This window comes from Bacillus sp. A015 (genome assembly GCF_053851875.1).
In genome coordinates, this window is record NZ_JBSPZB010000012.1 from 65,659 (window position 1) to 81,174 (window position 15,516).

Annotated in this window: 13 protein-coding genes and 3 pseudogenes; 4 read left to right on the top strand and 12 right to left on the bottom strand. The window is 42.4% G+C overall.

The window, feature by feature from the left end; all coding sequences use genetic code 11:
• Positions 1-36 precede the first annotated feature (36 nt).
• The 4 genes from ACSLGF_RS11770 to ACSLGF_RS11785 all read left to right on the top strand — a co-directional run bounded on the left by ACSLGF_RS11770 (position 37) and on the right by ACSLGF_RS11785 (position 5,556).
• Complete coding sequence (locus ACSLGF_RS11770; RefSeq protein WP_456005605.1) at positions 37-2,100, top strand: thioredoxin domain-containing protein; 2,064 nt, start codon at positions 37-39, stop codon at positions 2,098-2,100.
• Between the two features lie 151 nt (positions 2,101-2,251).
• Positions 2,252-3,022: a SurA N-terminal domain-containing protein gene (locus ACSLGF_RS11775; protein ID WP_456005608.1), complete on the top strand. Its 771-nt coding sequence runs from the start codon at positions 2,252-2,254 to the stop codon at positions 3,020-3,022.
• 225 nt (positions 3,023-3,247) lie between these two features.
• The gene (gene glpT, locus ACSLGF_RS11780) at positions 3,248-4,582 is read left to right on the top strand and encodes a glycerol-3-phosphate transporter (protein WP_456005611.1); all 1,335 of its coding nucleotides are present in this window, start codon (positions 3,248-3,250) and stop codon (positions 4,580-4,582) included.
• 92 nt (positions 4,583-4,674) lie between these two features.
• Positions 4,675-5,556: a glycerophosphodiester phosphodiesterase gene (locus tag ACSLGF_RS11785; RefSeq protein WP_456005614.1), complete on the top strand. Its 882-nt coding sequence runs from the start codon at positions 4,675-4,677 to the stop codon at positions 5,554-5,556.
• A gap of 43 nt (positions 5,557-5,599) precedes the next feature.
• On the opposite strand, the gene ACSLGF_RS11790 is transcribed toward ACSLGF_RS11785, so the two are convergent.
• The 12 genes and pseudogenes from ACSLGF_RS11790 to ACSLGF_RS11845 form a co-directional block, all read right to left on the bottom strand.
• The gene (locus ACSLGF_RS11790) at positions 5,600-6,988 is read right to left on the bottom strand and encodes an amino acid permease (protein ID WP_456005617.1); all 1,389 of its coding nucleotides are present in this window, start codon (positions 6,986-6,988) and stop codon (positions 5,600-5,602) included.
• Positions 6,989-7,207: 219 nt separating this feature from the next.
• On the bottom strand, positions 7,208-7,966 hold the full coding sequence (locus ACSLGF_RS11795; RefSeq protein WP_456005619.1) for a DUF4097 family beta strand repeat-containing protein: 759 nt from the start codon (positions 7,964-7,966) through the stop codon (positions 7,208-7,210).
• Between the two features lie 20 nt (positions 7,967-7,986).
• On the bottom strand, positions 7,987-8,676 hold the full coding sequence (locus tag ACSLGF_RS11800; protein ID WP_456005622.1) for a bacitracin ABC transporter permease: 690 nt from the start codon (positions 8,674-8,676) through the stop codon (positions 7,987-7,989).
• 51 nt (positions 8,677-8,727) lie between these two features.
• A complete protein-coding gene (locus ACSLGF_RS11805) occupies positions 8,728-9,360 on the bottom strand; it encodes a TetR/AcrR family transcriptional regulator (protein ID WP_230031266.1) in 633 nt (210 codons plus the stop codon).
• Positions 9,361-9,487: 127 nt separating this feature from the next.
• Positions 9,488-10,367, bottom strand: a pseudogene (locus ACSLGF_RS11810) (helix-turn-helix domain-containing protein).
• A 229-nt stretch (positions 10,368-10,596) separates the two neighbouring features.
• A pseudogene (locus ACSLGF_RS11815) lies at positions 10,597-10,881 on the bottom strand (GntR family transcriptional regulator); the annotation flags it as partial.
• A 58-nt stretch (positions 10,882-10,939) separates the two neighbouring features.
• A complete protein-coding gene (locus ACSLGF_RS11820) occupies positions 10,940-12,067 on the bottom strand; it encodes a DUF418 domain-containing protein (protein ID WP_456005625.1) in 1,128 nt (375 codons plus the stop codon).
• A gap of 133 nt (positions 12,068-12,200) precedes the next feature.
• Complete coding sequence (locus ACSLGF_RS11825; RefSeq protein ID WP_456005627.1) at positions 12,201-12,410, bottom strand: hypothetical protein; 210 nt, start codon at positions 12,408-12,410, stop codon at positions 12,201-12,203.
• A 23-nt stretch (positions 12,411-12,433) separates the two neighbouring features.
• A complete protein-coding gene (locus ACSLGF_RS11830; protein WP_456005629.1) occupies positions 12,434-12,682 on the bottom strand; it encodes a TlpA family protein disulfide reductase in 249 nt (82 codons plus the stop codon).
• Between the two features lie 161 nt (positions 12,683-12,843).
• A pseudogene (locus ACSLGF_RS11835) lies at positions 12,844-13,324 on the bottom strand (HEAT repeat domain-containing protein).
• An 18-nt stretch (positions 13,325-13,342) separates the two neighbouring features.
• A complete protein-coding gene (gene skfF / locus ACSLGF_RS11840) occupies positions 13,343-14,764 on the bottom strand; it encodes a sporulation killing factor system integral membrane protein (protein ID WP_456005631.1) in 1,422 nt (473 codons plus the stop codon).
• A complete protein-coding gene (locus ACSLGF_RS11845; protein WP_456005634.1) occupies positions 14,757-15,479 on the bottom strand; it encodes an ABC transporter ATP-binding protein in 723 nt (240 codons plus the stop codon). Before ACSLGF_RS11845 ends, skfF begins: the two co-directional genes overlap by 8 nt.
• Positions 15,480-15,516: the final 37 nt, after the last annotated feature.

Genomic DNA, 15,516 nt, shown 5'->3' on the forward strand with positions numbered 1-15,516 from the left:
CACGAAGTTAATTATTTTAAGAAAGAAGGTGATCCCATGCCAAACAAAAAAATACCCAACCGATTAATCGCTGAAAAGTCTCCATACCTACTTCAACACGCCTACAATCCGGTCAATTGGCACACATGGTCTGACGAAGCATTTACCAAAGCAAAACGTGAAAACAAACCGGTTCTTGTCAGCATTGGCTATGCCACTTGTCACTGGTGCCACGTCATGGCACACGAAAGCTTCGAAGATCAACAAGTCGCTGACATCTTAAATGAGCATTTCATTTCAATTAAAGTCGATCGTGAGGAGCGTCCTGATATTGATTCCATGTATATGTCCGTTTGTCAGATGATGACGGGGCAAGGCGGCTGGCCGCTGAATGTGTTTGTCACGCCGGATCAAAAGCCTTTTTATGCGGGGACATATTTTCCAAAGAGAAGTGCTTACGGGCGTCCTGGCTTCATCGAGGCACTGACACAATTGCTGGATGCGTACCATAACGACCGGGATCATATTGAATCATTGGCAGAGAAGGCGACAAACAATTTGCGCATCAAAGCAGCAGGGCAGGCAGAAAACATGCTGTCTCAAGAGGTCATTCACAAAGCCTATTACCAGCTCATGAGCAGCTTTGATACGCTGTATGGCGGATTCGGTTCTGCACCGAAATTTCCTGCACCTCATATGCTCACGTTCCTTATGCGCTATTACGAATGGACAGGGCAAGAAAATGCGTTATATGCGGTCACGAAAACGTTAGATGGTATGGCAAATGGCGGTATATATGACCATATTGGTTCAGGCTTTTCTCGTTATTCGACGGATGAAAAATGGCTTGTGCCGCACTTTGAAAAAATGCTGTATGATAACGCCTTGCTGATGGAAGCTTACACAGAAGCCTATCAGCTCACTCAACAACCTGAGTATGAAAAGCTTGTCCACCACCTCATCCCATTTATCAAACGGGACATGATGAATCGTGACGGCTCCTTTTATTCGGCGATAGATGCGGATTCGGAAGGGAAAGAAGGGCAGTTTTACGTCTGGTCTAAAGATGAGATCATGACCCATTTAGGCGAGGACCTTGGCGCTTTATTCTGTGCGGTCTACCACATCACAGAAGAGGGGAACTTTGAAGGGCAGAACATCCCTCATACAATTTCCACCTCATTTGATGACATCAAAGCAGCGTTTTCGATAGACGACAAAACCCTTCAGTCCAAGCTGCAATCCGCTCGGCACATCTTACAATCCGTGAGACAGCAGCGTCCCGCACCGCTTGTCGATGACAAGGTGCTCACATCCTGGAATGCACTGATGATCGCTGCACTTGCCAAAGCAGGAAGGGTATTTGATGCAGAGGAAGCCATCAGCATGGCGAAGCAGGCAATGTCTTTTCTAGAAACACACCTCGTCCAACATGAACGACTCATGGTCCGCTACAGAGAAGGGGATGTGAAGCATCTAGGCTTTATCGAGGATTATGCGAATATGCTTTCAGCCTATTTGTCTTTATACGAAGCGACCTTTGAACAAGACTTTCTTGAAAAAGCCAAGACCGTTGCCGAGAACATGTTCGAGCTGTTTTGGGACGAGGAAAAAGGGGGCTTTTTCTTCTCGGGGTCAGATGCGGAAGCGCTCATCGTTCGTGAAAAAGAAGCGTACGACGGTGCCATGCCTTCTGGTAACAGCACTGCACTGATGCAGCTCCTCACGTTGAGCAGAATGATCGGACGGCAAGACTGGCTTGAAAAATTAGAGCAGATGTTCAAAGCCTTTTACGTCGATGTCTCTTCCTACCCAAGCGGACACACAGCCTTTTTGCAAGGGCTCTTGAGTCAATATGCCGCCAAACGAGAAATCATCATTCTCGGGAAAAACGGCGACCCGCAAAAAGAGCGGCTTTTACAGGCGATTCAAAAACGATTCATGCCATTTGATATCATATTGACCGCCGAAACAGGACAGGATCTAGCACAGCTCGCACCATTTGCAAAAGATTACAAAACGATTAACGGCAGCACCACCGTGTATATTTGTGAAAACTACAGCTGCCGCCAGCCGATCACCAATATCGACGAGGCAATGGAACAATTATTCCAATCTTGAGCTGTCATATGATGACTGCGAGAAGTCAAAATGAGGACAAACAGATAAAAAAAATGTCAATCCGCTAACAATTCGTCTATACGGTTTTATTTTTCCTCTAAAACGGTTAGAATGCGCACTAGATGTTCTCATACCGAAGGGAGAGAAAATGATGAAAAAAGTATCATATACACTCATCGCTTGTCTGTTATCTGTTGGGCTTGCAGCTTGCTCATCAAACGATGCAAAACAGGATAAGCAAAACGATTCAGCCAAAAAAAATGAAACAACACAGGCTGATCAAAAAGAGCAGCAAAAGCAAATGGAAGACATGCAAAAGAAATTAGATGCACAAAAAATCGATGATCAAAAGGTCGTTGCGACGGTCAACAAAGACAAAATCACAGGCAGTGAATACAATAGCGCCTTATCAACCATTCAAGGGCAGCTTCAGCAAACAGGGCAAGACCCAACATCTAAAGAAGGTGCAAAAGAAGTCAAGAAACAAACCATTGATGCGCTCGTAGGTCAAGCGCTCATCCTGCAAGATGCTGAGAAGAAGGGCTTCAAAGCCTCTGACAAGCAAGTAGATAAGCAGCTAAAAGAAGAAAAGAAACAATTTAAAGACAACGCTCAATTCGAAGAAGCACTCAAAAAGAGCGGGCTCACCATGGGTCAGCTAAAAAGCGATATTGCGGATAGCATCAAATACAGCCAATATGTCGACAAAGAATTCAAATCAGCCTCTGTCTCTGAAAAAGATGTCAAAGCGTACTATGACCAATACGCAGAACAAATGAAAAAACAAAAGCAAAAAGCACCAGAATACAAAGAGGTCAAATCACAAATTAAAAAACAGTTAGAATCTCAAGAGAAGCAGAAAGAAGTACAAAAAGAAATTGAAAAATTAAAGAAATCTGCGAAAATTAATGTGTCCATTTAACCGCTATGAAAAAATCCGCCATTGTGCGGATTTTTTTCGTCACTTCATGAATGATTTTTCCAAAATAATGACAAAAGCCTCATCATAAACATCTCCTTCATCCGATATGATGGGAGTACAAAAGAAAGCGTTATCAATTCTTTTGTCTCTGAAAAGGTACAAGATCACGAACAGATCTCAGACTTTTTCTTCAGTCAATCGGACATCTACAAGAGGAGGATTTTTATGTTGAAATGGTTTAAACCCGCTCCGCATATCGACAGGCTCGATGATGCCAAAACAGACGAGACCTATAAACGGCTGCGGCTGCAAGTCTTTTTAGGGATCTTTATCGGGTATGCGGGCTACTATTTGCTGCGCAAAAATTTCGCCTTTGCCATCCCTTATTTACAGGAAGAAGGGTTCACGAAAAGTGAATTAGGCTTTGTGCTAGCGGCTGTCTCCATCGCTTATGGCTTTAGTAAATTCATCATGGGCATGATCTCGGACCGCTGTAACCCACGATACTTTTTAGCCACCGGACTCTTTCTATCAGCCCTTATTAATATCCTATTTGTCTCGTTTCCATGGGTGACATCAAGTGTATGGATCATGTTTTTATTCATGTTTTTAAACGGCTGGTTCCAAGGAATGGGGTGGCCTCCATGCGGACGTACGATGGCGCATTGGTTTTCGGTTAGTGAACGTGGAACGAAAATGTCCATTTGGAACGTCGCTCACAATATCGGCGGGGGTATCCTTGCACTACTCATCACATTGGGTATTGTGTTGTTTGCGACTTGGAAAAGTATCTTTTTCTTCCCTGCCATCATTGCCATTATCGTCTCCTTCGTGATCATTCTTCTCGTACGGGACACCCCGCAATCCGCTGGTCTTCCGCCAATCGAGGAATATCGAAATGACTATCCGGCACAACAATATAAAGATCAAGAAAAAGAATTAACAGTGAAAGAGATTTTATTTAAATATGTACTCAACAATAAATTCCTTTGGTATATTGCCATTGCCAACGTCTTTGTGTACTTCGTCCGCTACGGTGTCGTTGACTGGGCGCCTACTTACTTAACGGAAGCAAAGGGGTTCTCACCAGAGCATTCACGCTGGTCTTATTTTCTTTATGAATATGCGGGCATTCCCGGTACATTATTGTGCGGGTGGATCAGTGACCGCTTCTTTAGAAGCCGCCGCGCACCAGCAGGCATCCTCTTTATGGTTGGTGTTTTAATTGCCGTTCTCGTGTACTGGTTAAATCCTGCTGGCAATCCAATGGTCGATAACATTGCCCTGATCAGCATCGGGTTTTTGATTTACGGACCTGTCATGCTTATTGGACTTCAAGCCATTGATCTCGCTCCTAAAAAAGCCGCTGGCACTGCTGCCGGGCTCACAGGCTTCTTCGGCTATATTGGCGGCTCTGCCTTTGCCAATGCCATGATGGGCGTAGTCGTGGATCACTATGACTGGACAGGAGGCTTTATTTTACTGGTTGGTTCTTGTGTGCTTGCGATTGTCTTCCTGGCGATGACATGGAATACAGGAAAGCGTGTAGAGCAAGCTTAATGAAAATCACATAAAAGATTCATATCCGCCCAACATGCCCTTTACATCTATTTCTTATGATGAAGGCAGTTACCGTAAAAGGAGGATAAAATATGAAGAAAAGTAGATTACTTGCTTTCGTGTTACTCTCTTTTGCTTTACTGTCTTTTGCGTGGGTGCCGACCACCGTATCGGCACATGAAAATCTTTTATCTCCAGATCGTATCCTAACCGTAGCACATCGCGGAGCATCAGGGTATGCACCAGAGCATACCCTGGCTTCCTACCAGCTCGCCACAAAAATGAATGCGGATTACCTCGAACTCGACCTTCAAATGACGAAGGATGGACATCTCATCGTCATTCACGATGAAACCGTTGACCGGACGACAAACGGAACAGGCTGGGTCAAAGACCTCACACTTGCCGAAATCAAACAGCTCGATGCCGGTGCATGGTTTAACGACGCCAACCCCGACAAACAAAATGCCCACTATATCGGACAGCAAGTACTCACATTAGATGAGGTGTTGCGCTATTTCGGCAAACGAGAGAATTATTATATTGAAACAAAAAAACCAGACCTTTATCCGCAAATGGAAGAAAAATTATTGGCCGCCTTAAAGAAACATCATCTACTCGGAAAACATACGAGAAAAGGGCAGGTCATCATCCAATCCTTTAGTCAAGACAGCCTGCTAAAACTACAGAAACTAGCCCCGCGCCTTCCAAAAGTACAGCTATTAGACAGAGCCCAAATGACGTCCATCACAGACGATCAGCTCGACTTCATCAAAACTTACGCAGTGGGTGTCGGACCGAATTTTAGAGCATTAACATTTGAAAACGTGCAGCAGGTCAGAAGCCACGGATTCCTCCTTCACCCATATACGGTAAACAGCGAAGCAGACATGACCCGCCTTCTGCAATATGGCGTCACCGGCCTTTTCACCAACTTTCCAGATGTTTTTCAGCGTGTAAAAGCGTCGCTGTAAACAATAAAAGCCTTGCGGTGCATTCATTCCGCAAGGCTTTCTATTATTTCACTGTTTGATCAGCTGATCCCGCTTGGAGCGGTTTTCTTTTTCCAATTCCAAATGCATAAAAGCTAAGCGTCACTACAATCAAGAACACAATTCCCACAATGAGAGAAATGCGTGTATCCTGATTAAAGAACATAAACACAAGAACCATCAGTAAGAAACCGATTGTGACATAATTAGAAAGTGGCGCAAGCGGCATCTTGAATGGGTGCTGGTCAAGCGCTGAACCCTTTGCCCTTCTGAAGCCAATGTGACTAATTAAAATCACAAACCAAGGCACCATACCAGGAAGAACACTCGCACTATACACATACACGAAAATATTTGGCGGAGAAACATAATTCAGGACAACTCCTACCGCTAGACCGATCAGTACAGCGAATGTCCCAAAATACGGTACACCGTTCTTTGAAATTTTTGTAAAGAAAGCTGGTGCCTGTCCATTCACACCTAATGTATAAAGCATACGTCCCGCACTGAAAATACCACTATTACAGCCAGACATAGCTGCTGTAATCACGACGAAGTTAATAATACCTGCCGCCGCTGTAATCCCAATTTTCGCAAACGTCGCCACAAATGGGCTGCCAAGAGTATTCAGCTGATCCCAAGGGTACACCGTCACAATGACAAAAATCGCACCGATATAGAAAATCAAAATACGCCAGATGATGCTTTTGATTGCATTTGTCAGCGTCTTTTGCGGATTTTGCGCCTCACCTGCTGTAATCCCAATCAGTTCTACCCCTTGATAGGCAGCAATAACAAGAGACAGCGCAAACAAGAATCCACTAAATCCACCGGTAAAGAACCCGCCATGCGCCCAAAGGTTAGACAAACCAATCGCTGTTCCGCCATTTCCAAACCCAAAGAAAATAATGCCTAGACCCGCAATAATCATCAAGATAATCGTCACAATCTTGATCATCGCAAACCAAAATTCAAACTCACCGAACGACTTAACCGAAATCAAATTGGCCGCGCCTAAAATGATCATGGCGATTAATCCTGGAATCCACGCCGGTAACTCCGGGAACCAATATTTCATATAAGCGCCTACGGCAATAATTTCAGACATCCCGACAATGACCCACTGGAACCAGTTACTCCAAGCCGTCATATACCCCGCAAGCGGATGAATATATTGATGTCCAAATGTAGCAAATGATCCTGTACTTGGTTCAAGATATAACATTTCTCCCATCGCACGCATAATAAAAAAGATAAAAATACCACACACAGCGTACGCCAGCAGAACCGATGGACCTGTCCATTGAATGGCCTTCGCTGACCCCATAAATAAGCCAACACCAATCGTGCCGCCAAGCGCGATCATTTGAATATGGCGGGCACTTAACCCTCTCTTTAATTCCTTTTGAGCCACTTTTCTTCCCCCTCATCAACAAACAGCATAAAAAATAAAAAATCAGAATTTTCATTCTGATTAAGAATCCTCAATCTTTCGATGTATATTATCATAATAAATCTACCCTTAAAAAACAATTGTTTTTTTGAGGAAAACACTATTAACGAAATATTCTGACACAAAAAGAGATTCAAATTGTTTTATATTGATATACTGAATCGAAGGCTGAAGATCGCTTCAAAGTAAATCACTTAACAGAAACTGACCACCTCTTATGTCGATTTCGAAGGTCCTCTTTCCATTTTTATAAACCATTTTCTCCTTCTCATAAAAACAAGTAAAGTCATTTTGAAAAGCACCTGATCTTTTCTTCACATAACAAATAAATCCATCATTTTCCGGAATGGCCACTTTGACAGACGCTCCAGTTGAAGTAGATTTGAGTGAATGCAGCATAGTCGAAGAATGAATCTGTATCCTTCTACCTGTTGCCTTCAGATCAATATCTGAAAAAGCACCTAACATCTCCACTTTTGACGATGTGGTGCGCAATCTCAATATGTGTGTGATGAGCCGATGACTAGTAATAAGTCCACCAACTGTCTGTAAATGGAGGTGCTTGATTTCACCCGTTAACATCGACTTTCCAGAAATCAATTGGCAATGGACATCCTCCATTTTCAGCCCATCTAAGTGAAGATTTGCTCCTTTACAATGAATAGACATGGACTGTATTTGTTCTTTGGGGAGATAAATCTCCAAATCCGTTTTATGAAGGTGGAGTCCTAAGCTAAACGTTCTTTTTCTTCTATCTTGAATCATCAGCCTTCCTTCCCGTACCTGATGATGTAGTAAATACCGATGAGGAAAAGCGTGATTCGTGGTTTGATGAATCAATAGATAAGGATGATCATGGTGGTGAATATGAACCTCTCCTAGCAGCCAGTCTAATGATAGTTCAAATACCGCTTCCTCAATTCGAACTGTATGCTCCACATGTCTCCCTCCTTTTCCCATCATGAATTACCTCGTTTGCAGCCGCCGATGCTGCTCCACAATTCCAAGATCACAATGAAGACAGCTGCGATCATGACTCCTGACAGGACGAGATTCAATTGATCATTTCCATAGATGGCTATCGATACGTTTCCCAAAACAGCACATAGAACAATCGCAGTCAGGATGGTGATAAAAATAGATTTCATCATCAACCCCACTCTCATCGCAATCATGCCAATCCCATTGACACAACAAGTAAACACAAGAAACGTTTTGATAAAATCAAAAAGAACATCAGCCGTCAGCGTATCATGAACAATCGGGAAGAACATTTCAGTAACACTAAACATAACGAAAGAGGGAGTGATACTACACATCATCGCAATCGTTGAAAAGCACAGCATCCAGATCATTTTAGAAAGGAGTAATGTGGTCAGATTCGCTGACTTGGATTGATGTTCCTTATATGCAGTCATCACAACTCGCCAATACATCATAGCTGTTATGATAGAAAAAAAGATCATACATACTGTACTAGTTAACAAATAAATATTCGTATATTGCTGAAAATCCGGTTCTTGTTCAACCTGTGCAACAAACGCAACAAAATAGATCAATACTAGCAGCACAATACTTGCTATAAAACTAGCTTGAATGTAATGTTTCATATGACTTTTTCTTATCCCAAGTTTCATGAAGTGAAGCATAAAGCACCCTCCTATTACATGAATTTTTCTGTTTGTCTCTTTTCTGACCCTTTATGTTCCAGGCTGATCATACCCTCCAATTCCAGCATAATGCGCTGTCACCTTTTGTATAAATAGATCACTCACCACATCCACTCCAAGCCCTTTCATCATCTGTTGTAAAAAATGCAAACGCTGAACAGTGTCTTCTTGATCACGAACAAACAGCGTTGGATTCAGCCATATATTCACAAGAAGCATAAACACTTCTGCCACTTCACCAGGAAAAGCAGTCGTCATTGAACCATCTTCAATCCCTTCAAGAATTAGCCGTTTGATTTTAAGCGCATCCTGATTTACTCCTGCCTTCATACCTTCAACCACAAATTGTGGGTTTTTGATCTGGTCAACCAAGATCCCATCAATCGAATGAGACTGTGGATCTGCGACAAGCTGCTCTAAAATACGTTGCAGCTTCTCTTTCCCATGAGCTGCCTCCGTATGCGCAATCAGCTCCTCAAGCTTCTGCGTCGCATAACGAAACTGCCGATCCATCACGGCGCGTAATATTTCTTCCTTCGATTTAAAATGATGATAAATAGCACCCTTAGACATATTTAATTCATAGATAATATCCTGCAAACTCGTCTTTTCGAATCCTTTTTCCTGGAACAGCTTCGTCGACACGTCCAAAATCTGCTGGATCGTCTTTTCTGGATATTTATTTCTGGCCAAATGAAACGCCTCCTTTTACATACCGACCATTGGTATGTATATTATATGCTTCATTATAAACTGTCAATACAGGTTTGTATAGAACAAAAAAGACCGCTCACACGGTCTTCTCCAGCTCAAATTGTAAATTCACAGGAACATCTGGCAGTGACGATGTCTCCACCATATTGGTCGTAGGTGTTCTCTCATCCACTTCCTCAAATCGAAAACCGTCAGCCCATACAGTTCCATGACCACTGAGCAGCACCCCAAAATGAATGGATTCACTCTGAGAAGGGATATCTAATACATTCGAATATTGATTCCATTCCGTAGAGCCTGTCACAGGTCGATTCTGCATATTATCAAACTGCATCATATCGCCCTTTCCATCATCCACCCGCATCCAAATTCCTGCAGAAGAAACATCTTCTGTTTTTAAGAAAGCAGAGAGCTTAAACCGTTTCCCCACATAGTCTTTCGCCTGAAACCCTTGCATCATCGTCGCAAACTGTCCATCTTGGACGCCCTCTTTAGATGATAAGACACCTGATTGCTTCCCAGTATGGAACACTGCTGTATCAACACCCATCTCATACATATGCGGATGTGAACCACTGAGCCCCCAGCCAGGCACTGCTTCATGTAATGTCATCGAACCTTCCTCCTTTTTCATTTGCATATCTCTCATCAATGTCCTGTACATTCCGGGAGGTAAAGAATAGAGATTCTTAAAAGCACGCGTAAAGGCTTCCTGCGATTGGAATTGCATCGTAAAAGCAATATCCAGAATCCCCTGATCCGTATACAAGAGAAGCTGCGCAGCTGTGGCTAACCTTCGTTTCCGCACATATTCTCCCATCGACAGTCCTGTTTCTTTTTTAAAAATACGGAGCAAATGAAAATGTGAATATCCTACTTTCTCAGGCACCTGCCTCAGCCATCAAATGCGACTCTAAATAGGAAATCACCTCTTGCGTGACTTGACTGTACACCATCTCCCTCACCTCTTCTTGATCATAAAACAAAACGACAAGCACGTTTTGATCAAAATTGCGATCATGATCAACATTGAATCGATTCCGCTGAAATTCTTCTTAGAACACTTTCCTTTGATAGATGGCAGTAGAAAGTCCCCAAGACATCAAATAGATCAACATAATCAGCACAGCTGATCCTTGAATCGTTTCGATACCCCTTTGAATTCAATCACATGTTCCATCTATCTCACTCCTCATATAAGAACTTTAATACCTGCTGCAATTCATCAAAAGATAAGCCCAATTCTTTCCCGTTTGAAACAACCGCTCCAAGCTGCTCCTCAATGACCTTTAATCTTTTCTCTCTCATGACTTCGACATTTTGCTCCGCAACACACGATCCCTTACCTTCGATCGAATAAATAAATCCTGCTTTCTCTAACTCTTCATACGCTCGCTTTGTGGTGATGACGCTAATTTGTAAATCCTTCGCCAGCTTTCGAATAGACGGCAGGGCGGCACCTTTTTTTAATGGAATTCAATAAAAAACCGCACAGCTCTTCAGCTGTGCAGTCCTCCAACAAATCGATTTATCTCCAATACACCCATCTTCCCATGAGCCACTCCATAGGGCCTCTTCTCCACTTTTTCAAATAGAGATAGCTGATGAACAGCTGCGCTGTGTAAAGTCCGACAGCGAGCAGCAGTCCAAACATTGAACCCATTTGTCCAAATAAACCAAGTCCGTAAGAATAGAAAATCGTTGTACAAATCATCGATTGCGCCAAATAGTTAGATAGAGACAAACGGCCAAGTCCTGCAAGCAGATGCTTCAGACCTTGGGCTGCCTTTGAATAGTAAAACACAATAAAGGCTTGAATATAGCCGATCGTCAGTACATTCGCACCTAACGTTTTCACCATTTCACTCCAAGGAGCATCAATGAACGTCGCACATTTTAACGCCAGCCCGATCAAAATCATCCATACCCAGCCTTTGCGATAGGCCATCCCTCGATCTTCTTCAGTCAGATGTCCTCGTTTAGCAATCGCCATTCCAAGCAGTGCAAACGGACCAGCCATAATCGGACCAAAAAGAAGGCCTAATATCGGCATAAGTGTAATAGTCACAATGGCCATAATTATGGTGACAATCACCATATCGTCTTCTATCGTAATCCGGCTCATCAAAATATCCCCATATGTACCTGTCGCATATACATTCGTTAATAAATCTTCATTTCCATAAAGAAAATTCATCATATACGGCAGAACCACTAAAGATAAAGCACCTAAAATACCCGACCATATCAGCATTGTTTTGATCCGGCTGCCCATAAACATCATCAAGAAAAACGTACAAGCTCCATAATAAAGAAGAATATCACCATTCCAAATAAATATGTAATGAAGCATACCAAGCACAATAAGACCAAAGCCCCGTCGAATGATGATGGCAGTCGTATTCAGCCCTTTTGCCTGCGTAGATTCAATCAGCTTGATAAAAGAATAGCCAAACAAAAAGGAAAAAATCGGATAAAATGACCCCTGGAACAAAATCTCCGTCACATATACCCCAAACTCCTGTCCCCACAGGCTCGAATCAAACATTTTCTCAAAATCATAATCATATTGAAAATTAAGCATATTCACGATCAAAATACCTAATAAACTAAAACCACGTAAACTATCAATTAACTCAACCCTAGATCCCTTCAACACGACAGCTCCTTCGAAAAATATAAAGATTAAGCATATTTATCCTACCACACTTTTAAAAAATTGGTTCCTATCCCCATGTGAAAAGATACGTTTTAAGGTAAATTTAATAAAAAAACCTAGAATATATATTCTAGGTAACATACTCATGAATTATGACCTTTTTCCTCTTTCCACAGCACCGCTTCAAATAAAACAAAATCCCCAATCCGAACAAAATCAACGTCAGCTCCCAGTCTGCTGAAATCGGCAACCATTTCAGCATCATGAGAATCAGCAAAACAATGCCCACACCTGCGAAAAAGACCGCATTTCTTTTTAATTCTTTATTTGATTGAAACAAAACGCTCTCCTCCATAACCGTAATTAAGATTGTTTTTCTAGCTTTTTCAATATTTTCTCCCAGCCGGCATCTCCCATTTTTAATTGCCCCTCTTTATCTATGAGGCAAAAGCTTGGTAATCCTTGAATCTTATATTTTGTGACAATTTCATAATCTTGATCCAATACGATGGGAGCTGTCAGATTCTTTTCCTCTGCATATTTCGAAACACCACCTATCGATTTTTCTTCTTCCGTATATGGGACATGGACACAGGTTAAATGGATACCCAACTGGTTCACACGATGTAGAATGTGATCGGTTAATTCTTCACAATGAGGACAATTGACTGACTAAAAATAAAGAAGTAGATGTTGCCCTTCAGATAAACACTTCTGACCTGAAGGATGAATCCAAGGAAGATGCTCAGGCCATTTGAGTATTTGCGTTTCCACTATTCATCCCCCTTTTCTTTTAATTGAAAAGCGATAATTTTTCCTAATGCTTCCTCTGCAGCAAAAGGAGCCACGTTCCCTGATGGATGTTCTTGTTCCTGTTTTAGGCACTCGTACATGTTTTTTTCGATTTTTGATGGGTCAATCCAAGAGATACACCAGGATGCCCAAAAACAGGTAGGGCCCTCATAGCGTTTGGCCAATGGCAGAAGAAATGGCAGCCGCCATTCTTGTCTCCTCTTCTTCACTTTCTAATAGCTTGGCAAGAGACTCAGCTGCGTCTCCTGCATCTGCTCCAAATTCACCAAGAACCGCTGCTGCAATATTCCGCAAAGAACCCTCTTCTTTTAAGGCTTCAACAAGTACTGGCACTGCCTCTTTTCCGGATTTTCTCAATTCCCCCATTGCTTGAACGATCGTTACTTCATTGGTATTGACCAAACGTTGAACCGATTGGGATAGCTTATCTTCTGGTTTCATGACAATCAACTCCTCTTTTTAATGAGACCCACGGCATCGATAACAAATCACATAAAATACAACTCCAGTAAATAAACATGTAATCGTTGTAAACCAGCCATCAGTGAACATATGAATACCAATGATGACCACAGCACTTATGACAGATGCGAGGAGCAATGATCGATAATAGATGCCCAAAGAAAGACTCGCTTCTCGTCTCAGCGGCTGCGTAAAGGCAAAGAGCCGTACGGCCAAAAACCATATATAAACCCCTCCCCCATAAACGGCCCAATACAATACATCTTGAATCTCAAACAAGACAAGAGAAATAAAGTAGACAGCATACAACCAAAAGGTTTGAAACACTTCCAATAGAAGAATTTTTTGATATAAAGCACCTGGTAAAAGATACAGCACTCCCGTTTGCGCGTGTCTTACAATCCCAGCGTAATATGAACTGAGTAGGACGGATGCACCAATGACCATAAAGAATAGATTCAACCAATCTGAAAAATAAGAAATGACGACATAGTAAGTACCTATTAATAGCATGGTAGATAACAGATGGAAGGTCACATACTTTTTCATCAACAATAATTCTAGCCAAAGAAAAGCCCAGATGCCTGTTAATGCTGGAAGTCCCCACCACGTCTTGCCTTTCTTTGGACTCATTGGATTTGAATGAATTTGTTTCCCCTCAAATTCCTCCCAAAATGCTGCCTCCTTGACTAACGTCTCCTTCATCTCTAAACGATGACTGGCCCTGTACATCATCATTAACGACAGAATCATTACTCCAAGAAAAATCAATAAAGAAAGGAATGAGAATTCTTCGATCATACGTCCAACTTGAAACATAAAAGAATCAGCGATTTTCATCAATGAGGACTGTTTCAACATCAATTGATTCAAAACGAGCAGTGCAAAACAGCAAAATAGCAGTACAAAACCGAGTAAGAGCAGCCGATTGTATACTCGAATCGTTCTAGCACAAGACACCGCAATCATCCATGTTTCGGTCATACATAACAGCCCTGTCAGGATGAGTGATTTCCCGAGTAGAAAAGGGTACTGCTGCGTCATACAAAATAGAAGAATATCTGCAGCCACAGCAGAAACAATGAGGAGAGCCCCTCGCCAAAAAATGTGATACACCCACACACTCATCACAACCGTCCATAAGGCCGCACCATTTCCATATAACCAAATGATATCGTTCATCTGACTAGGCAGCCGATTCGAAAACAAGCCAAAGCCCGTATAAAGAACAAATAAACAGACAATGATCCATCCAGCTGCACTAGCATTCCAATCCCCCATACTTGAGACTGCGCTCAGCTGAAAACCAATTGCAGCAATGAAAAGCAGCAAGATCAGAAAGGGCATTTTCTTTTCTTGATTTTTACTGATCAAGCGCCTTTGGGATTTCATCCATAAAAGGGAGAGTGTGTTATTCACTAGACCACTCCCCCAGAAGTTGAATGACCTCTGCCCTCCACTTGATCTGTTCTTCCTTCAATTGAGGAACATCGATACTTTTCATGATGTCACCGTCTCGAATCAATATCACCCTGCTAGCCGTATCAAGAACAAACTCTAGGCTATGAGTGGACACAAGGACAGAACCACCTTGGCGGCTTTTTTGTATCAGCCAATCCGACAGCCATTGTTTTGAAGGGATGTCCAACCCTACAGTCGGTTCATCTAAAATAAAAAGGGAGGCATCTTGCACAATGGCCCCTGCTAGGACGACACGCTGTTTTTGACCTCTTGAAAGCTGTCCGCACAGTTCGTTCATCTTCATTTCCATATGTACTTCTTTCAACGCTTCAAATACCTTTTCTTTGATTTGTTTTAAGCCTTTATGATAGCCCCTTGCACGGAATTGAACATGTTCAGCAACCGTTAATTCTGGATACAAATATGGCTGATCAGGGATAAGAGCTACTTGCTTTTGGACATGGGAATGACCAGGAGGAAAACCCTCTATGAGAATCTCCCCTTGATCTGGTTGATATAGACCCGTTAAACATCGAATGGTTGTCGTTTTCCCCGCACCATTAGGCCCAAGCAGCGCCACAACCTCCCCTGCTTCGATGGAAAATGACAGATCCTCTATCCCATCACCATTGCTATATCGTTTGCTTACATTCTGAACCTCCATGAATGGCATCAAATCTCTCCCTTACTATTAGAGTGATGTATGCTTA